The following is a 17,109-nucleotide window of genomic DNA, read 5'->3' as shown; positions in this document are numbered from 1 at the left end:
GCTCCTTTTAAAAGGGGCTTTTTTGCTTGATATTTAGAAATCTATGACCTTATTAGTGGACAAATAAAAGCGCTTGCGTTTATGATAAAGATACGCTTTAGTGAATGGAATTAAACTTCACCTGTCAAAAATGTATTCGTCTAATAAATTGAAACACTTCATTATTTGCAACATTTGTGTACGTAAAAATTCAACTTATGAGAGGTGGTGAAGTTTATGAATCTAACATATCTTTTTATTATCACAATAGCTATTATTGTACTTATTTTTGGTTTTATTAATATTTTTTCACCTAAAACAGGCTGGTGGTTAGAAATTGGTTGGCGGATAAAAGATGCCGAACCTTCCCACGCTGCTTTAATTATGAACCGTGTTAGCGGTGTTTTCATGATTATTATCGCAAGTATAATCATCTATAGAATCATACAGTTAATGTAAATACGCAATTAAAAGCTCATTGCCAAAATTGACAATGAGCTTTTTACTTTAATCGTCGTCTTCTTCTACTTCTAATACTTCACCGTTTTCTGCATCAATAGTGACTTCTGTTTCGTTTCCTTTTTCAAGAACATTGACTTCCCAAGTTTGCTTATCATCAGAAACACGTTCTAATTTCCATTCGCGAGCTTTTCCGCTATTAGCTTCTTTTTCTGCGATATCCGTCGCTTCTTTTTGGCTAATGGCATCTTTTTGATTTAGTTCATAACGAGTTTCCTCTTCGTCATCGTCTTCATCATCTTTATCACTTCTGTTATCAATAATATCTCCAGAAGCTGCATCGATATCCGTATTATATTCCGTTTCATTATCATAGCTTTCCACTTCATATACGTAGCCATCGCGAGTAGGTTCTAATTCGATGCTTTCAACTTTTTTCCCATATTCATCAGCAAAAGTATCCAGAGCTTCCTCTTCTGTTACTTCAATTTTATCCGGATCAGAATTATCAAGTTCTTTATCACTGGTTGAAGCCCAAGCATAACTTCCGCCTACGATAAAAACCGCTGCAACTGCAATACTTCCAATCATTGTCTTTTTGAAATGTTTCATCTTATTTCCCTTCCTTCCTGTTTTTCTATCTTTATATTAGCAAGAATTTCATTTAAAAAAATCAAAAAAGAACATAAATCTGATGAAAATTTCTTCATTTTTTAGGGAAGGTAATCATAAATATGGTTCCTTTCGGTTGATTGTCCTCTATCTGAATGGTGCCTTGGTATTTTGTAACTAGGGCTTTTACGATAGATAAACCAATCCCTGAGCCATTCACTTCACTAGAGCGTGACTGATCAATACGATAAAGGCGCTCGAAGACTTTCTCTTTTTCATCATCCGCAATCCCAATGCCTTGATCGGCAATTTGTAAGCAGATCTTCTCATTTTTTTGCAGCGATAGCTTGATTTCACCTGTTGGCGCATACTTCAAAGCATTTTCTAGCAAATTTTGGATAATTTGTTGCAAATCAGTTTTAGCTGCTTTGATATAAATTTCTGGTGCTACTTGTAAGGTAATTTTTCTTCCAGATGTCAACTCCATGTTTTCTACTTCTTGCGTTACAAGTGATGAAAAATCAATATTTTCTAATTTATTCTTATTTTCTACACGTCCTAATGTTAGCAATTGCTCACTTAATAATTCAATACGCTTGGATTCTTTATCGATAAATTCCAAAGACTGCGGGATGACTTCTGGGTGCGTCTCACTTCTTCGTTGAATCAAGTTAACATGCCCGCGAATCGCTGCTATCGGCGTTCGTAATTCATGGGAAGCGTCACTTACAAATTGTTTTTCACGCTCAATCGCCTCTCGTTGTTTTTCCACTAATGTATTAAATGCCGTGGCTACTTGATAAATCTCCTGAGGATCTTCTGGCACAGTTAAATACCCTTGCGTTTCCTCCAATTGATTCAATTCGTTCGACATCTTACTTAATTTTTGGCTCCAACGGCCTACCATCCAGTAAATGAGTAGCGCACCCACGATTAAACCAACGACATTGAGCAAAAAATTGACCAGCAATAAACTGGTAACAATATCGGCAATGGCTTCACTATCAATAATTAAAGATACTTCAGCATCACCAATCTCTTTTTCTTCATAATAATAACGGTCGTCGTCTACAAATACAAAATGTTCTAAAAACGGAATATTTCTTCCTTGAGAAACATCAGCAAATGTCTCTTCTGCGTCTTCTGAATAATAGCTTTCACCATTTGGCAAGCGTACTTGCAGCACTTCTCCTTCATCTTGTATCACATAGCTATCAACCCAATCAGACCAATTTTGTTGGGATGGATCACTCTTTTCGATCGTTTCAAAAATATGCTCACTGCGATCAGAAACATAGTCATAGACAAAGGCGATAGACACACCAATAAAAATGACATTCATTAACAATAATATCAATGCAAATAAACCCATAAATCGCACGGTTAATTGTCGTTTAGCTGTTTGTTTAACTTTCATAAGGATCCCTCAAAACATAACCCACCCCACGAATGGTTTGAACAAAAGAGTCTGCATCAACTTCTTTTAATTTATTACGTAAGGTGCGAATATATACATCAACCACGTTTGTTTGCCCAAAATAATCATAACCCCAGACTTCATTGAGTAAGTCATCGCGTTTTTTGACAACTTCAGGCTCTTTCATTAATTGATATAAAATCCCAAATTCTTTTGGTGTCAGCTCAATCAATTCATCTTTTACCTGCACTTGGTGTTTAGCTACATCCATTGTAATTTTTTTGTAGTGTAATAAGTTACTTTCTTCATTTTGCACTTGTAACCGTCGTTCAATTACGCGAATACGAGCAAAAAGCTCTTCAATTTCAAATGGTTTGGTGATATAGTCATCTAAACCAGTATCTAAGCCGGTCACGATATCTGTCGTTTGTGTACGAGCGGTCATCATAATAATTGGTATCTTGCTTACTTTACGAATGCGTCGAGCAATGGTAATCCCGTCTAATCCCGGTAACATCCAGTCTAACAAAATCAAATCGAACTGTTCTTTATACTGTAAAAAAGTATCTAACGCGGCTTCTCCATTTTTTTCCCAACTCGTCTTATACCCTTCAAACTGTAATTCACTTTGAATAAAACTAGCCAAGCTTTCTTCATCTTCTACTAATAACAAGTTTAACGGTTCCATTTTCCCCACCTCTTGTCTCTATTATAAAGGATATGTTTATTTTTATTGTAACAGAAGGGTACTATTTTCCCACTTTATTTATTATCAGACATTTTTAAAAGCTTGTCTTAAAAATAGGACAAAAATTTAATGAAGATTTTTTCATTATTATTTGACCACTTTTTTTTAAGTTCATTGCAAAGGGATGTTAAATCCCCACAGGCTAATAATGAATAATGTTTTCTTATTCCACTATTCATTATTCAAATATTGAATAAAACTTTATCTTTTTACTATTCAATATGCCAATAAAAAGAGGAAAAGGGCTTCTTCTTAGTTGTTAAATATACAAAAAACGAATTTGTGTTCATTTAGTCTACGTTATTGAACAATAAAAGTTGATTTCTTTATTCAATCATAAAAAGTTGAATAAAGAAATTGAAAATCATTCTCCAATTTTAAAAAAGTAAAGTAAAATGACAGTTATAATGAATGGCAGTTAAAAAGAATTAAAAGCTATAAGACTTTGACAATTTTAATGCTGTATGCATATGATAATTATCACGAAAGGACTGGGAGGAAAAATAATTTTCTATTCTTTTCAAGACAAATGGTAAAAAGCGTCATAAAAGGAGGACAACAATGATCAACGTAAATTTTTTGGTATTTGATGATTTTGAATCTTTAGATCTATTCGGTGTTGTAGAAATTTTTGGTCGTTTGACTAACATCTATACCTTAAATTACTACTCTATGAAAGGCGGACTCGTTAAAAGTAGCCAAAACGCAGAAATGATGACCCAACCAATAGCTCATTTGACAAATGAAGATATCCTGATTATTCCTGGTGGTAAGGGAACTAGAAAGCTGGTCAAGGACTCAGAATGGATAAAAAAATTAAAACACCTTAGCCTATCAGCTTCTAATGTTCTAACAATCTGTACAGGAGCTGCCTTGCTAGCAAAAACGGGACTTTTAAATGATAAAAAAGCAACCAGCAATAAAAGAGCGTTCGATTGGGTGAAATCTGTTAACAAATCCGTTTTTTGGCAAGAAAAAGCTAGATGGGTGGTTTCAGGTAAGTATTATACTTCCTCAGGGGTATCTGCAGGAATGGATATGGCTTTGGGCTTTATTGCAGACCAGCATGGAAGAAAAACGGCAGAAAAAATTGCCTTTGACATTGAGTATGTTTGGAACGATGATCCTAACAATGACTTATTTATTTCTTAGATGTAACTTTATAAACATAAGCGTATTTAATGCAAAAGTAGGATTTCATTGGTAGAGTAAAATTAATAAAGCATAGAAGGAGTGGTAAGATGTACGAATTACACGAGTTACTTGCGAAATTAAAAGATTACGAATGGGTTAATTTAACACATGTCGTCACAAAAGATATCCCGGTGTATCATACCTTCAACCCTCTGTCAGAAACGACGATCTCAACACTCAAGGAAACAGGTTCTTACTCCGTGGAATATAGCATCGGAAATTCGCACGGCACCCATATTGACGCGCCCAGTCATTTTGCCCAAGGAAAAAGAGATATATTAGATATTTCGCAAAAAGAACGCGCGCTACCTTTGTATGTTCTTCATTTGGAAGATAAAGTAAAAGAAAATCCTGGATATGCTGTAACGGTCGAAGACTTGGAAGAATTTGAAGAAAGTTATGGAGAAATTCCTGCAGGTAGCTTTGTCGCTTTTTCAAGCGGGTGGTATAAAAACTTTGATGACGAAGAGAAGTTTTTAAATAAAGATGAAAATGGTGTAGAGCATACGCCAGGTTGGTCCATTCCAGCATTAGAATATTTGAGTTGCAAAAGAAATATCACTGCAATTGGTCACGAAACACTAAACACAGATAGCGGTCCAAATGCCGCAGAAGCTAACTTTTTGCCTGCCCAACAATACTGGCTAAAAGAAGATAAATACCAAAATGAACTGCTAGCCAATTTAGATCAAGTACCAGCTGTCGGTAGTATTATTTTTACCGCTATGCCACGCATCTTAGCTGCTCCAGGTTTCCCCACTGAAGTATTTGCAATTGTGCCGAAAAATTAAATTTGAAAATCCCCATTTCCTGTTTTGTTGAACCCTCAACACTTTGCGAAATGGGATATTTTTTATTCATCTTTGCATTCTTGGATAGTCTTTCTGGTTTTCTTTATCCATCTTTGCATTTTCGAATAGTCTTCCATGGCTTTCTTTATCCGTCTTTGCATTCTCGGATAGTAATTTTCCTGGTATGCTCACCATAAATAGGACAATAAAAAATGGAAATCCTAATTTATGGAGGGAAGAAGCATGCAAAGTAAAGAAGCAAACGAGGAAAAGCGAATCGCTATTGTAGAAAACTATCTTCGGGATGAAATCAGTCAACATGGGGCAGCCAATGAAGCGCAAGTGAGCGTAGCGGCTTTTAGAAGATGGGTGATTCGATATCAAAATGAAGGCCCCGCTGGACTAAAAAACGCCATAAAAAAACCTCATTTTTCAAGGGAAACCAAGTTACACGCTGTTTGGGATTATTTAGACGGTCGAGGGAGCTTAGAGCAAATTGCCCAAAAGTATGGTTTAAGAAGTCCAAGTTCGCTTACAGAGTGGCTGAAGCGTTATAATACCTATGGAGACTTTAAAACAAGAAAGGAAAAGATTTCCATGGGTAAAACAAGAACGACAACGCAGAAAGAACGTTACCAAATCGTTTTGGATTGTTTAGCGAATGACAAAGACTATCGAGGCATGGCGATCAAATATCAAGTACCTTACCAAAATATTCATCATTGGGTCCAGAAATATGAACAGATGGGCTATGCAGGTTTAGAAGATCGCCGAGGGAAACGGAAAGGAAGCCTGTCTTCTCGAACCTCAGAGGAAAAAATGCGAGATGAGAACGCCCAACTCAAACGTCATAATGATTATTTACGAATGGAAAATGATATTTTAAAAGCCGCGGAAGAAATCGAGAGGAGGAATCGCTCGGACAAGTCCAACACCTAAGGGAATATCAAATCATTTTTTACTTAAATGAAGAAAAAAACTATGCGATTCAACCGCTATGTCGCCTATTACAAGTCACACGTTCTGCCTATTATCATTGGCGTGACCATCCATTAAGTGATCGGGAGAGAAAAAATCAGCGATTGGCGCAAGCCATTCGACAAATTCATCAAGCGCATCCAGATATGGGGTATCGGCGCATTCGAGACGAACTTTACGGTCGTTATGGCCTATCGGTCAGTGATAAACGTGTTTTGCATATTTGTCGTTACGAAGAGATTCAATCGACCATAAAATCACCCGCCAATAGTATGACAACCCCTGCGAAATATCCTTATCATACGGCAGAAAATATTCTTGATCGTCACTTTCATGCGGAAGCACCGAATGAAAAATGGTGTACGGATATTTCAGAATTTCGTTATGGGAACGGAGATCGGAAGCACCGAATGTATTTAAGTGCGATTCTTGATTTATATGACCGACGCATCGTGGCTTATAAACTCAGTGATCAAATGCCCCTCTCCCTTGTCACAGACACTTTGGATCAAGCGGTAACGGCCGAGCCTAAAGCGCAACCTATTTTTCATAGTGATCGAGGCAAACAATATACAAGCAAACAGTTCCATACAAAATTGCGCGATTTAGGAATGACTCAAAGTATGTCACGCGTGGGCAAATGTATTGATAATGGCCCTATGGAAGGTTTTTGGGGTATGCTTAAACGGGAGCAATATTATCGTCGACACTTTGAAACACGTCAAGAATTGACCGACATGATCACCGAATATATAGATTACTATAATCATCGACGCTTTCAACGACGTTTAAATGTGTTACCTCCCATGACTTATCATGAGAGATTTTATCAAGCAGCCTAAGAAGCTTCTTTTTTGGGGGAAAGGGGCAGGTAGGTGTTTTGGACTCGAACAATGAAATGACCAAAAGAAGAAAGACCCATTTATCGTTCAAATCAGCCTTTCTTTTGCGTCAATTTTTAGGTTTAATGCGTTTATTTTTTTCGTGTCCTATTGACGGACCGCACACCACCCTTTTTCTTATCCGACTTTTGCTAATTTTGAGGTTTTTAATCAAATTTACATCTTTTTCGGATAGTAATATCGTCATTTAATATCCAAGATTCCATTCTCGAATAACAAATCTTAAATCCTTTATCCAACTTTTCAATCTCAAATAGTAATTCTGGATTCCTTTATTCAACATAAAATATAGCCAGTTTGAAACAAAACAAGATCCGTCAAACAATTAGGTGTCACTTCCTCCAATGACACAAAAAATTCCAGCAATTGAATCGTCTGCAAAAGTGACTTTTAAATCCAGGGAACGAGCTTCATTAGGATGGTTCTTTAAGTAGTCCACTCCTTTCAACGAATTTAGTATTGTCGAAGATTTCAAACCAAATGATTTCAACCTTTGTTTCCCAAGATTTAATTGATGAAACGCAAATAACCTCTCTACAATTCCATTTGATAAACTTACAATACCACTCGCTCCCCTTTTTAATCCTTTAGGTTAGTTCATAATTAAGCTCCTCTATTTTGATTTGTATTTAACTCATAGTAAGCGTTTTTTCAAAATTATTTTCAAATGTATCATATTTAATCATCATATAGCTTTATTCGTATGTTTTTTTCTATTCTATGATAAAATAACCCTATTAATTCTGAGGAGGACAATGATGATCAATGTAAATTTTTTCGTTTTTGAGGCATTTGAAACGTTGGATTTATTTGGCGTAGTAGAAATTTTCGGACGCTTACAAGATCGCTATAATTTGAATTATTACTCTATGGAAGGTGGGCTTGTTAAAAGTAGCCAAGGAGTGGAAATGATGACACAACCTATCACTCATTTGACAAATGGAGGTATTTTGATTCTTCCTGGAGGCAAAGGAACTAGAATCTTAGTAAACGATCATGAATGGATCGAAAGATTAAAGCAAATCAGTCTAACAGAGACAAATGTATTAACCGTTTGTACAGGGGCCGCCTTGCTAGCAAAAACTGGACTTTTAAATGGAAAAAAAGCTACCAGCAACAAAAGAGCTTTCGAATGGGTCAAATCCGTGAATGAATCGGTCCTTTGGCAGGAAAATGCTAGATGGGTAGTAGCAGATAAATATTATACTTCTTCAGGGGTGTCTGCCGGAATGGATATGGCACTAGGCTTTATTGCAGATCAGCTTGGCAAAAATACAGCAGAAAAAATTGCCTCTGATATTGAATATATTTGGAATGACGATCTTAATAACGATCAGTTTGCTAATAAATAAGATTGCTCCGTTTCCTGTTATCTAATTTGTAAACTTCTTTAGTAAAAAAGGACACCCACTCTCCGGTTCGAAATGATAATTTTGCATAGTAGCATTACTTTGACAAAATATTAGAAAAACCAGGTAGTCAAAAATCGCTACCTGGTTTTATTAAAATTTTATGCAATTGAACATAGCAACAAAGACAATAAAATAACTTATTAATACACATATTTACTACAATTAAAAGATGAGTAAAGCTGTATTATTCACCATCAACGCTAAATAAGAATTTATAAATAGCGATGATCTCAGTTAATTCTTTTTTAGAAACCTGATCCACAATGTCTGCTTTAGTTACATTTCTTGCTTGTAGGTTTAATGCAATTGTTTGGTCCAATAAAACTTTTCCATAAACAACTTTGGTACTTTCTAAAGAATAATACATGGGAAAACCACGTTTTGTTGAGCTAACGGGGGCTACAATTGTCATATTACTTGTTTGTTGCACCATGTCATGGCTTAAAGTAATTGCTGGACGTCGGGTCCTCTGTTTATGGCTTCACCTTGGATTAAAGTTCACATAAAAATATCTCCTTGTGTTACCAAGGCAACGCGTTACCTTCTGCTTTCCCCCAATCTAACTCATGATCACGTTGACCGTCATCTTGCCAGTCCGCAAAAAGGTCATGAATATTAGTCGGCTGTTTTTTTATAGGTGTTAAAACGATTGAATTATTTCGAGTAGTTACAGTTAAAGCTTGATTATCTTCTAAACCTAATTGTTTTACAATATAACTTGGGATTCGAATAATCATCGAATTTCCCCACTGTGTAATACGAGTTTGACCTTTAATATTATTCATTATGATCACTCCTTAAAAAGGTTTCCTTTATATAGGAAAAACGATGTATATACATAAAGTCAACGATAATTACTCACTTACGATTAATTGAATCCATCACGTTTATTTCTTAATTGAACAAATTCATCAAAATCATTCGCACGAATAAATGGGTTGATTTCTTTTTCAATTTCGATTGTCGAAGGCAATGTTGGTTCATTATTTTCTCTTTGTTGCTGAACTTTCTTTAGTGCTTTACTTACTGCTGAATTTGAGGGGTCCACTTCTTTGGCAAAACGTAAATTGGTGTCTGAATACTCGTGAGCTGCATATACTTTAGTATCATCAGCTAGTTGTCCAAATTTATTAACTGTCTCAAACTGCGCTTGGTAATCTCCTGTAAAGACTCTGCCACAACCCGCCATAAATAAAGCATCGCCACAAAAAACTTTATCCTCCACTAAATAAGCGATATGCCCATTTGTGTGTCCAGGTACTGACATAATTTCCCATTTGTGATCGAGTAAATCAATGGTTTCGCCCTCATGAACTATATTTGTAGCATAGGCCCGACACTCTTCCGGTCCATAAACCGTAGTACCCGGATATACAGCTACGATTTCTTTTACACCGCCAGTGTGGTCAGCATGATTATGCGTAAGTAAAATAGCTGTCAAATGTAATTCTTCATGATTAGCTAAATAGTCCAGCACAGGCTGCGCTTCTCCTGGGTCTACAACTACAAGGTTTTGATCCTTTTGATAAAGCCAAATATAATTATCCGATAAAGCTTCTAAAGCTGTCACTGTCATTTTATCTCCTGCTTTCTATCATTTTTCTTATATTCATTTTACTGTAAATATGAATATATGTTAAATCATAGCTAGCAAACTTTTATGATAAAAAATTGTCAAAATGTAGATTTAGCACACAACTTATTGAAACTTATGTGCTTAGCCTGATTTAACCACACTACTTTTGCATACTTATGTGCTTATCTGCTGATAACCACACTAGTTCGCCGATCTTATGTGCTTATTTTGGAGAAATCTCCCATTTTTACAATAAACATTTAAATTAAGCACATAACTTCGGTAAGCTTATGTGCTTATAACGTTTTAACCCCATTAGTTTTGTATTCTTATGTGCTTAATTAAACGAAAGATAAACTTTATCTTTTACCGTTGGATCTAAGGCTTTTTGTATGGCTTGTTTATATTGACTAAAGGGATAAACAATTTGCGGAAAAGTTAGCTGCAGCTCTCTTTTATCTATTAAGTGGAAGATTGTCTCAAACTGCTTTTGCCATTCTTCAAGGGAACAATTTTCGCTCCAATGTCGTAAGTGAAACATTTTTGCTGTAATAGTTAAATGATTCGCGATATATTGAAAGTCCACTTGACGACCTGAAAGCAAACCAATCGTACGGAAATCTCCACCATTTCTGACACAGCGAGCTAAAGTTGTTCCAGCTGAATTGCCAATCATATCGATAGCAGCTTGAACGCCCTTTCCTTTCGTTATTGCCATGACCGCATCAAAAACGTTTTCTATTCCCGAGTTAATCACATAATCCGCACCTAATTTCTTTAACGGTTCTCGATATTGCTCGTTTCTAACTACCGAAATCATTTTAAAGCCTAAAATATTTGCAAGTTGAATAAATATCTTTCCAATCGAAGAATTCCCGGCGTTGACTAATAAAAAATCTTGCTTTTTTAATGTAAATACTCGAGTACACAACAACCAGGCCGTAATAGGATTGATATAAGTTTGGCAAGCTATTTTATAATCGATAGTTTCTGGAACAATAATTAACTGATTAGCTTTCATTACTACTCCCTCTTGCCAAGTTCCCTCTTCTCTTAAAGGTAACACCATTTTACCTATTAATGACTGATTCTCTGCTTTTCCAACTTTTTTAACAACTCCAACACCTTCGTAGCCAACTGTACTGGGCAAGGGAATTCTGTGGGCGTAAGCTCCAGTTACAGGAATCAAATCGGAAGGATTAATGGGCGCCATCATCATTTCAATGAGCGCTTCATCTTCCTCTAAATGCGAAATTCTTCTATTTGTTTCTTGGATAACCAATTCCGGTTGACCAAATTCTGAATAATATAAGCTTTTATAACTCAGTAATATTCACCCTTAACTTTTTATGACTTATGAACGAAAATAATTTATTTCATTGGTATTAAAAATTCACAGATCTTGTCTTCGCCTTCCTCTTCTTTGTAGCGTTCAAGTATAGGCGCATTTGCTATAATATCTAAATGATTTTGAGAAATAGTTTTACCTATATTTTTCCAAAATGAATCGACCGCTTCTGTGGTATGAGTCACAGTAAATACTGCATACTTTCCACCTTCAAAATCCCCCCATATTTACTTGAGAGTCCTGGGAAAAATCTTTATCCGTAAACAGCATTAAATCAAATCGACATTGTTCAACTGGTGTAAGCTGAGGATTACCTTGTGCAATGCCAATAATCCCTTCAGTCTTTTTGTCTTCTTCTAAATGATTATGAGAAATCCATTTTTTTAAGTTTTCCATCATTTGAAAGTTCTCAGGGCTTCCATACTTCCCTATATTTCTAACATGAACCATTTTGTAATTATCCAAAATTTCAATTTGATAATTCATTTGTTACCTCCCAAAATATATTGAGAAGATTAGCTAATCGTTCCTCATCAATAACGGTAACACGCTTTAAAATGGTTTTCACTACCTTTTTTAAAACAGTTTATATTTTTTAATGAAAGATAAGTTGGACCTAATATTTTACGGATTGGGGACATGTCGCTAAAGTTGCCTCCAATATCTTATAGATTGGGGGCACATCTCTAAAGTTGCCTCCAATATTTTATGGATTGGCGGCACATCGTAAGAGTTGCCTCCAATGTTTTATAGATTGGGGGCACATCTCTAAAGTTGCCTCCAATATTTTATAGATTGGCGGCACATCGTAAAAGTTGCCCCTAATCCATTACTATCCAATAAAAACTAAAACGCTAAAACTCTTTATAAAGAATTTCAGCGCTTTTATCCACATGATCAGCTATATATTTTCTAAAAACTTTTCTGCTACTGCTTTGGCGGAAAATGGGTTTTGTCCTGTGATGATTCGTCCGTCCTGTACGGCAAATGATTTAAAGACTCTTGCTTTGACAAACTGGGCGCCATGTTCTTCAGCGACTTTCTCATTATAAAATGGAACAACGGAACTTTTTCCACTCAGGTGTTCTTCTGTTGTCGTAAAGCCTGTAATCTTTTTGTCTTTTACAAAATATTCGCCATCTTTATTTTTCATAAATAACAATCCTGCAATTCCGTGGCAAACGGACATCACATAACCATTATTTTCGTAAATTTGTAAACTAATTTTTTCTAATTCGGGATTGTTCGGAAAATCCCACATCACGCCATGGCCGCCTGTGTAATAAATCCCACAATAATCAGCAGGCGTCACTTCGCTAGGTTTCAATGAATGAGCCAGTGCTTTTTCTTGGAATTGGCGTTGTTCATAGACAGCAAAAGATTCGTCGTCGATCGATTTCATACTACGTGGGTCTAAAGGAACAAAACCACCTTGTGGACTGACATAATCTACTTCAAACCCTTGTTTTTGCACTTCAGCAACAAATTCGGTAGCTTCGCCTAGCCATAAACCAGTTGCTGCATTCTTTTCACCATATTTTACTGTATTTGTTAGCACAACGAGAATTTTTTTCATCAAATCCACTCCGTTCATTATTCTTGTATTTTAATTATGATTTTTCCTTTAGCATGTCCAGACTCTGAATATTCTACAGCTTCTTGCGTTTGTTCAAAGGAAAATACACGATCCACAATAGGTTCTAATTTCCCATCTTCAATATAATCACGTAAAATTTCTAGTTGTTCATCACTTGGTTTCATGAATAGAAAGTGATAGTTCACGTCGTATTGCTTTTCTAAACGTGTCAATTTAAATGAAGCGAGGCTAAACAGCATGGTTTTAAACCAACCGACACCATATTCTTTACCAAAACGAGCATTGGGTGTTCCGCTGATCGTTACTATGTTACCTCCTGGTTTTAGTATTCTAAAACCATCCATCAAGTTTTGACCACCTAAAGTATCAAAGACATCATCATAATCACTTAAGACTTCCGCAAAATTTTCTTCATGATAGTTAATTATTTGATCTGCACCTAGACGAGTTACTAAATCCTTGCCTCGGTTACTTGCTGTTGTAGCGACATAGACGCCCATTAATTTAGCTAATTGAATCGCAATCGTACCAATGCCACCAGAGCCAGCTTGGATTAATACTTTATCGCCTGGTTTTACTTGCATAATATCGTGTAGGGCTTGATAACTGGTCAAGCCAACCAAAGGAATCGATGCAGCTTCTTCAAAAGTAAGATTTTTAGGCTTCAATGCAATATCTCCTTGGTCAATACCGATATATTCAGCAAATGTGCCGATTTTAGACTTTTGTGGTCGACCGTAAACTTCATCACCGACCTTGAATTTTGTTACCTTATCGCCTAATTTTACAATTCGTCCGGCAAAATCATTGCCTAAAACTAAGGGCATATCATAGCTTAACAACATTTTTAGTTTTCCATCGCGAATTTTCAAATCAACCGGGTTAATACTTGCAGCAACAATTTCTACTAATACTTCATTAGCCGAAATTTCAGGCATAGGTAAAGTTAATTCTTCTAATTTTTCTTGTTTATAATGAGAAATTCCCATTGCTTTCATCGTTTGTGCCACGCTTTTTCCTCCTAATCGTTCAAAGGTTTAAACCGTTGAATTTACGAAGATTATCGTATGCTTTTTGGGAATATTAGTCAACTATTATGTTTTCAATTAACCATAACTTTTAAAAAAGACATTAAGTTATAAAATAGGAACTTTTTCACCTAGTTTTATAAATATGGTATAGTATTTAAAAACGAGGTGGTTTGATGAAACTCATTGAATACACAGCAAAATATAAAGATTACCTGAATAACTACTACTTAGCCGACGATACCTTTTCTAAAAGCCCACAAGAATCACTTTTACAAACACATCGAGGTAGCGAGTTGCATCGAATTTTAGCTTTGAACCACGATGATTTGGTTACTTTTTTTGTTTTGGATGAAGGAAGAGATAAATATGATTATACCGATCGTACGGATAGTATCCTTCTACGCAGTTTTTCAACTGATAGCAGATATGCTAGAAAAGGCTTTGCTTTACAAGCGCTTAAGGAATTACCCGCTTTTGTTCAAGAGAAATTTCCTCACATCAAGACAATTATCTTAGGGGTCAACCAGGAAAACACTAAAGCTATTCAATTGTATAAAAAGGGTGGTTTTTATGACACCGGCAGAAAATATTCTGGTAGAAAGGGCTGGCAGCTTATTTTTGAATTACCTATCTATCAATATTATTCCACTAATTAAACAAATGAATCATAGAGGAGCTCATCATGGAAAAACAAGATTTACAACAATTAAAAACAGCATTTGCTGACACCAGAGATTTTCTTTTAGCGTTAGGTGATGAAAAAAGACAACTTATTATTATGGCTTTATTAGAACAAGAATCTTGTGATGGATTGCGTGTCGTCGACTTAACCGAAATTACACAGTTATCCAGACCCGCTGTTTCTCACCATCTAAATATTTTAAAACAAGCAAATATTGTTTCTGTTCGTAGTGAAGGCACCAAAAACTATTATTATTTCTCCAATATGATTGATAATGTCAAAGATATGAAAAAATTAATCGATCAACTGTTAAATCTATTAGAAGAAAAAGAAGTAAATCAATAAAAAAGAAGAAAAAAGCCTCATAAAAAGACTTTTTTCTTCTTTTTTAATTTAAAATCGCAAGTCCTAAACATAAGTAGCCGGCATACAAACACCAGATTAAGTAAGGAGCAAATAAGAAGCTAGCTGCTTTATTAATATAATAAAATACACGCATACAGAAAATAATCAAGGCGATTAGCACGATAATCACCAGCGTAGCAATCCAATAATGGTTGCCGCCAAAAAATAGAATACTCCAGGAAAAATTCAAAATTTGTTGTATGGCAAACAAGGTAATCGCCGAAGCTTTCATCTTTTTTGAAACTTTAGAGACAATCAATAAAAATAATGCTGTCCCCATCAGCGCATATATGATGGTCCAAATCGTACCAATGATACTTCCAGGCGGCGATAGCGGCGGTTTTTGCAATTGTTGATAAACACTTTGAATATCTCCTGCAAAAAATCCGGAAATAATCCCAGTCAATTCAATACCCACGACACTTATTAACCAAACGACCCACTTTCTCATACACTTGACCTCCTAAATTTTTTTACTAATTTTTTTCTATAATAATAGCCATCGTCTTATTTTCTTCATTATAAGCTCGTCCTGTAACATCGCTAAAAATTTCGCAAAACTCAAAACCAGCTTCTTGCATTTCTTTTATCAATGCATCCTTTGTAAAACAAGTATTCCACACATAATAAGGTGTAATTTCTGTATCTGAAACAATCGTGGTTTGTTCTAAAGTAACATCATTCGAATACTTATAATTTCCGTACAATGCAATATACTCATCTGGACGCCAAAAACCTCCGTTTTCACAGTTTTCCCACTTTTGTTCTTCTTGAAATTGTTGATAAAATTTTTGGGAAAAGACATCAAGTAATAATTTCCCACCTGGTTTTAAATGCTGATAAATATTATCCAGTAAAGTTTGACGATCCTTAGTCGATAAAGCACCATAATCACAATAGATTAATGTAGCTAAATCAAAGCTTTGTTTTAAATCCATTGCTAAATAGTCTTGATAATAATAAATATTTGCTAAGCCATGTTGCTGGGCGGACTTTTTGGCATAATCAATCGATCGCTTGGAAAAGTCAACGCCCGTTACTTGATAATTCTCTAAAGCAAACTTTTCTGCATATATTCCTGGGCCGCAGCCTATATCAAGTAGCTTGGGATAGGTTTGTGCTGGAATTTTTTCTTTAATCCAAGACACAGATTGTTCGATAAAAGAAAATTTGCGACTCGCACCAGAAAAATCCGGGTCTAAATGTGCTTTTAGCATTTGTTTCGAGATATATTCATCATCCCAAAAAGCTTCTTTTGATTTTGTATAAAGCGCTGGCTTTTCTAAGCTCTCTTTTAAATTATAAAACATTCACTACCTTCCTTTTTTACTCTTCTTATCTAAAATCGATAAATCATATGATAGACGCTAAAATGACTTGCTTGTTTATGCTCAACCATTTCATAACCAATGTGTGAATAAAGGTTCTTATTTTTTTCGTCCGCTGTATATAAGTAAATCGATTCAAAATCTTTTTTATACCGTTGATGGATTTCATTTAAAAACTGTTTACCTACACCTTTTCCTTGATAATTTGAAGTCACAGCAATCGCCGCTAAAGTGACATAGTTTTCTTTTAAAGGGTGGGTTAATTTCATTGTTTTGCTCATAGAAAATGCATTTCTATACTTTATTTTTGTTAATAATGGGAGCAACTCAAAAACTTCTGGGAAAACAAACCTTAAGGTATGGATCAAAGACTTTTGAGATGTTTTTTTCATAATAGAAACCCCTACAATAGTATCATCGATTTTAGCAACCATGATATCATGTCCCTGTTCAATATAAAGTTTAGCGTTCAACAAAGAAGCTTTATAGTACTGTTTTTCTGTCAGCTCATGATTAAAATTATAGGTATGAGCGGTAATAGCTTCTGTTTTAAAAGTTTCAACAAACAATTTCAACGCTTGCTCTAGCTCTCCATCTAATCCTCTTACTGTATGAAATGTTAGTCTATTCTTAGGCAATGGGCACTCCTT

The 17,109-nt window shown here is 35.4% G+C and carries 23 protein-coding genes; 8 read left to right on the top strand and 15 right to left on the bottom strand.

Going from position 1 to position 17,109, the window contains the following annotated elements; genetic code table 11:
* Positions 1 to 216 precede the first annotated feature (216 nt).
* The gene (locus C7K42_RS00395) at positions 217 to 438 is read left to right on the top strand and encodes a DUF6199 family natural product biosynthesis protein (RefSeq protein ID WP_014124421.1); all 222 of its coding nucleotides are present in this window, start codon (positions 217 to 219) and stop codon (positions 436 to 438) included.
* Between the two features lie 48 nt (positions 439 to 486).
* Here C7K42_RS00395 and C7K42_RS00390 read toward each other — a convergent pair whose 3' ends face one another.
* The 3 genes from C7K42_RS00390 to C7K42_RS00380 all read right to left on the bottom strand — a co-directional run bounded on the left by C7K42_RS00390 (position 487) and on the right by C7K42_RS00380 (position 3,155).
* On the bottom strand, positions 487 to 1,050 hold the full coding sequence (locus C7K42_RS00390) for a PepSY domain-containing protein (protein ID WP_014124420.1): 564 nt from the start codon (positions 1,048 to 1,050) through the stop codon (positions 487 to 489).
* A gap of 94 nt (positions 1,051 to 1,144) precedes the next feature.
* On the bottom strand, positions 1,145 to 2,467 hold the full coding sequence (locus tag C7K42_RS00385) for a sensor histidine kinase (RefSeq protein ID WP_103099647.1): 1,323 nt from the start codon (positions 2,465 to 2,467) through the stop codon (positions 1,145 to 1,147).
* Entirely contained in the window at positions 2,457 to 3,155 is a 699-nt protein-coding gene (locus tag C7K42_RS00380) for a response regulator transcription factor (protein ID WP_014124418.1), read from the bottom strand. The genes C7K42_RS00385 and C7K42_RS00380 overlap by 11 nt, the downstream gene beginning before the upstream one ends.
* Before the next feature lie 621 nt (positions 3,156 to 3,776).
* Here C7K42_RS00380 and C7K42_RS00375 point away from each other — a divergent pair.
* From C7K42_RS00375 to C7K42_RS12940, 4 genes are all read left to right on the top strand, one after another.
* On the top strand, positions 3,777 to 4,367 hold the full coding sequence (locus C7K42_RS00375) for a DJ-1/PfpI family protein (RefSeq protein WP_014124417.1): 591 nt from the start codon (positions 3,777 to 3,779) through the stop codon (positions 4,365 to 4,367).
* An 89-nt stretch (positions 4,368 to 4,456) separates the two neighbouring features.
* Entirely contained in the window at positions 4,457 to 5,200 is a 744-nt protein-coding gene (locus C7K42_RS00370; protein ID WP_103099646.1) for a cyclase family protein, read from the top strand.
* A 243-nt stretch (positions 5,201 to 5,443) separates the two neighbouring features.
* Positions 5,444 to 6,139 carry a helix-turn-helix domain-containing protein gene (locus tag C7K42_RS12945; protein WP_200811701.1) on the top strand — a complete coding sequence of 232 codons (696 nt, stop codon included), beginning with the start codon at positions 5,444 to 5,446 and terminating at the stop codon, positions 6,137 to 6,139.
* Positions 6,140 to 6,150: 11 nt separating this feature from the next.
* Positions 6,151 to 7,020, top strand: a complete 870-nt coding sequence (locus tag C7K42_RS12940; protein WP_146028704.1) for an IS3 family transposase — start codon at positions 6,151 to 6,153, stop codon at positions 7,018 to 7,020.
* 385 nt (positions 7,021 to 7,405) lie between these two features.
* Here C7K42_RS12940 and C7K42_RS13430 read toward each other — a convergent pair whose 3' ends face one another.
* Entirely contained in the window at positions 7,406 to 7,642 is a 237-nt protein-coding gene (locus C7K42_RS13430) for an LD-carboxypeptidase (RefSeq protein ID WP_124175402.1), read from the bottom strand.
* Positions 7,643 to 7,838: 196 nt separating this feature from the next.
* Between C7K42_RS13430 and C7K42_RS00355 the strand changes: the two genes are divergently transcribed.
* Positions 7,839 to 8,432 carry a DJ-1/PfpI family protein gene (locus C7K42_RS00355; RefSeq protein ID WP_014124414.1) on the top strand — a complete coding sequence of 198 codons (594 nt, stop codon included), beginning with the start codon at positions 7,839 to 7,841 and terminating at the stop codon, positions 8,430 to 8,432.
* Between the two features lie 244 nt (positions 8,433 to 8,676).
* Here C7K42_RS00355 and C7K42_RS00350 read toward each other — a convergent pair whose 3' ends face one another.
* The 8 genes from C7K42_RS00350 to C7K42_RS00320 form a co-directional block, all read right to left on the bottom strand.
* The gene (locus tag C7K42_RS00350) at positions 8,677 to 8,925 is read right to left on the bottom strand and encodes a type II toxin-antitoxin system PemK/MazF family toxin (protein ID WP_094243714.1); all 249 of its coding nucleotides are present in this window, start codon (positions 8,923 to 8,925) and stop codon (positions 8,677 to 8,679) included.
* A gap of 88 nt (positions 8,926 to 9,013) precedes the next feature.
* Positions 9,014 to 9,277 (bottom strand): AbrB/MazE/SpoVT family DNA-binding domain-containing protein, encoded by a 264-nt coding sequence (locus C7K42_RS00345; protein ID WP_014124412.1) that lies wholly within the window; start codon positions 9,275 to 9,277, stop codon positions 9,014 to 9,016.
* An 83-nt stretch (positions 9,278 to 9,360) separates the two neighbouring features.
* Complete coding sequence (gene gloB / locus C7K42_RS00340; RefSeq protein WP_014124411.1) at positions 9,361 to 10,068, bottom strand: hydroxyacylglutathione hydrolase; 708 nt, start codon at positions 10,066 to 10,068, stop codon at positions 9,361 to 9,363.
* A 337-nt stretch (positions 10,069 to 10,405) separates the two neighbouring features.
* Complete coding sequence (locus C7K42_RS00335; protein WP_014124410.1) at positions 10,406 to 11,350, bottom strand: zinc-dependent alcohol dehydrogenase family protein; 945 nt, start codon at positions 11,348 to 11,350, stop codon at positions 10,406 to 10,408.
* An 89-nt stretch (positions 11,351 to 11,439) separates the two neighbouring features.
* Complete coding sequence (locus C7K42_RS12935; RefSeq protein WP_014124409.1) at positions 11,440 to 11,601, bottom strand: hypothetical protein; 162 nt, start codon at positions 11,599 to 11,601, stop codon at positions 11,440 to 11,442.
* A 25-nt stretch (positions 11,602 to 11,626) separates the two neighbouring features.
* Positions 11,627 to 11,902 carry a GyrI-like domain-containing protein gene (locus tag C7K42_RS12930; protein ID WP_014124408.1) on the bottom strand — a complete coding sequence of 92 codons (276 nt, stop codon included), beginning with the start codon at positions 11,900 to 11,902 and terminating at the stop codon, positions 11,627 to 11,629.
* A gap of 415 nt (positions 11,903 to 12,317) precedes the next feature.
* Entirely contained in the window at positions 12,318 to 12,992 is a 675-nt protein-coding gene (locus C7K42_RS00325) for a type 1 glutamine amidotransferase domain-containing protein (RefSeq protein ID WP_014124407.1), read from the bottom strand.
* A gap of 17 nt (positions 12,993 to 13,009) precedes the next feature.
* Positions 13,010 to 14,011, bottom strand: coding sequence for an NADP-dependent oxidoreductase (locus tag C7K42_RS00320; RefSeq protein WP_069029376.1), 1,002 nt, complete (start codon positions 14,009 to 14,011; stop codon positions 13,010 to 13,012).
* Positions 14,012 to 14,217: 206 nt separating this feature from the next.
* On the opposite strand from C7K42_RS00320, the gene C7K42_RS00315 reads away from it, so the two are divergent.
* Entirely contained in the window at positions 14,218 to 14,700 is a 483-nt protein-coding gene (locus C7K42_RS00315; protein WP_014124405.1) for a GNAT family N-acetyltransferase, read from the top strand.
* 26 nt (positions 14,701 to 14,726) lie between these two features.
* Positions 14,727 to 15,071: an ArsR/SmtB family transcription factor gene (locus C7K42_RS00310; protein ID WP_014124404.1), complete on the top strand. Its 345-nt coding sequence runs from the start codon at positions 14,727 to 14,729 to the stop codon at positions 15,069 to 15,071.
* Positions 15,072 to 15,114: 43 nt separating this feature from the next.
* On the opposite strand, the gene C7K42_RS00305 is transcribed toward C7K42_RS00310, so the two are convergent.
* From C7K42_RS00305 to C7K42_RS00295, 3 genes are read right to left on the bottom strand one after another with little or no spacing between them, the layout of a single operon-like run.
* Positions 15,115 to 15,582: a TspO/MBR family protein gene (locus C7K42_RS00305; RefSeq protein WP_014124403.1), complete on the bottom strand. Its 468-nt coding sequence runs from the start codon at positions 15,580 to 15,582 to the stop codon at positions 15,115 to 15,117.
* A 25-nt stretch (positions 15,583 to 15,607) separates the two neighbouring features.
* Complete coding sequence (locus tag C7K42_RS00300; protein ID WP_014124402.1) at positions 15,608 to 16,441, bottom strand: class I SAM-dependent methyltransferase; 834 nt, start codon at positions 16,439 to 16,441, stop codon at positions 15,608 to 15,610.
* A gap of 29 nt (positions 16,442 to 16,470) precedes the next feature.
* Positions 16,471 to 17,097: a GNAT family N-acetyltransferase gene (locus C7K42_RS00295; RefSeq protein WP_041591787.1), complete on the bottom strand. Its 627-nt coding sequence runs from the start codon at positions 17,095 to 17,097 to the stop codon at positions 16,471 to 16,473.
* Positions 17,098 to 17,109 lie beyond the last annotated feature (12 nt).

This window comes from Tetragenococcus halophilus subsp. halophilus DSM 20339 (assembly GCF_003841405.1).
In the GTDB taxonomy this organism is placed as follows: domain Bacteria; phylum Bacillota; class Bacilli; order Lactobacillales; family Enterococcaceae; genus Tetragenococcus; species Tetragenococcus halophilus.
The sequence above is the reverse complement of the archived record's forward strand: the minus strand, read 5'-3'. Positions and strand labels throughout refer to the sequence as shown.

Excerpts from the sequence above, each read along its gene's own strand:
- C7K42_RS00320 (WP_069029376.1), bottom strand. The coding sequence starts at position 14,011 with ATGAAAGCAATGGGAATTTCTCATTATAAACAAGAAAAATTAGAAGAA.
- C7K42_RS00380 (WP_014124418.1), bottom strand. The coding sequence starts at position 3,155 with ATGGAACCGTTAAACTTGTTATTAGTAGAAGATGAAGAAAGCTTGGCT.
- C7K42_RS00375 (WP_014124417.1), top strand. The coding sequence starts at position 3,777 with ATGATCAACGTAAATTTTTTGGTATTTGATGATTTTGAATCTTTAGAT.
- C7K42_RS12945 (WP_200811701.1), top strand. The coding sequence starts at position 5,444 with ATGCAAAGTAAAGAAGCAAACGAGGAAAAGCGAATCGCTATTGTAGAA.
- C7K42_RS00385 (WP_103099647.1), bottom strand. The coding sequence starts at position 2,467 with ATGAAAGTTAAACAAACAGCTAAACGACAATTAACCGTGCGATTTATG.
- C7K42_RS00350 (WP_094243714.1), bottom strand. The coding sequence starts at position 8,925 with ATGGTGCAACAAACAAGTAATATGACAATTGTAGCCCCCGTTAGCTCA.
- C7K42_RS12930 (WP_014124408.1), bottom strand. The coding sequence starts at position 11,902 with ATGAATTATCAAATTGAAATTTTGGATAATTACAAAATGGTTCATGTT.
- C7K42_RS00310 (WP_014124404.1), top strand. The coding sequence starts at position 14,727 with ATGGAAAAACAAGATTTACAACAATTAAAAACAGCATTTGCTGACACC.
- gloB (WP_014124411.1), bottom strand. The coding sequence starts at position 10,068 with ATGACAGTGACAGCTTTAGAAGCTTTATCGGATAATTATATTTGGCTT.
- C7K42_RS00305 (WP_014124403.1), bottom strand. The coding sequence starts at position 15,582 with ATGAGAAAGTGGGTCGTTTGGTTAATAAGTGTCGTGGGTATTGAATTG.
- C7K42_RS00325 (WP_014124407.1), bottom strand. The coding sequence starts at position 12,992 with ATGAAAAAAATTCTCGTTGTGCTAACAAATACAGTAAAATATGGTGAA.
- C7K42_RS00370 (WP_103099646.1), top strand. The coding sequence starts at position 4,457 with ATGTACGAATTACACGAGTTACTTGCGAAATTAAAAGATTACGAATGG.
- C7K42_RS00390 (WP_014124420.1), bottom strand. The coding sequence starts at position 1,050 with ATGAAACATTTCAAAAAGACAATGATTGGAAGTATTGCAGTTGCAGCG.
- C7K42_RS00395 (WP_014124421.1), top strand. The coding sequence starts at position 217 with ATGAATCTAACATATCTTTTTATTATCACAATAGCTATTATTGTACTT.
- C7K42_RS00345 (WP_014124412.1), bottom strand. The coding sequence starts at position 9,277 with ATGAATAATATTAAAGGTCAAACTCGTATTACACAGTGGGGAAATTCG.
- C7K42_RS00355 (WP_014124414.1), top strand. The coding sequence starts at position 7,839 with ATGATCAATGTAAATTTTTTCGTTTTTGAGGCATTTGAAACGTTGGAT.
- C7K42_RS00300 (WP_014124402.1), bottom strand. The coding sequence starts at position 16,441 with ATGTTTTATAATTTAAAAGAGAGCTTAGAAAAGCCAGCGCTTTATACA.
- C7K42_RS00315 (WP_014124405.1), top strand. The coding sequence starts at position 14,218 with ATGAAACTCATTGAATACACAGCAAAATATAAAGATTACCTGAATAAC.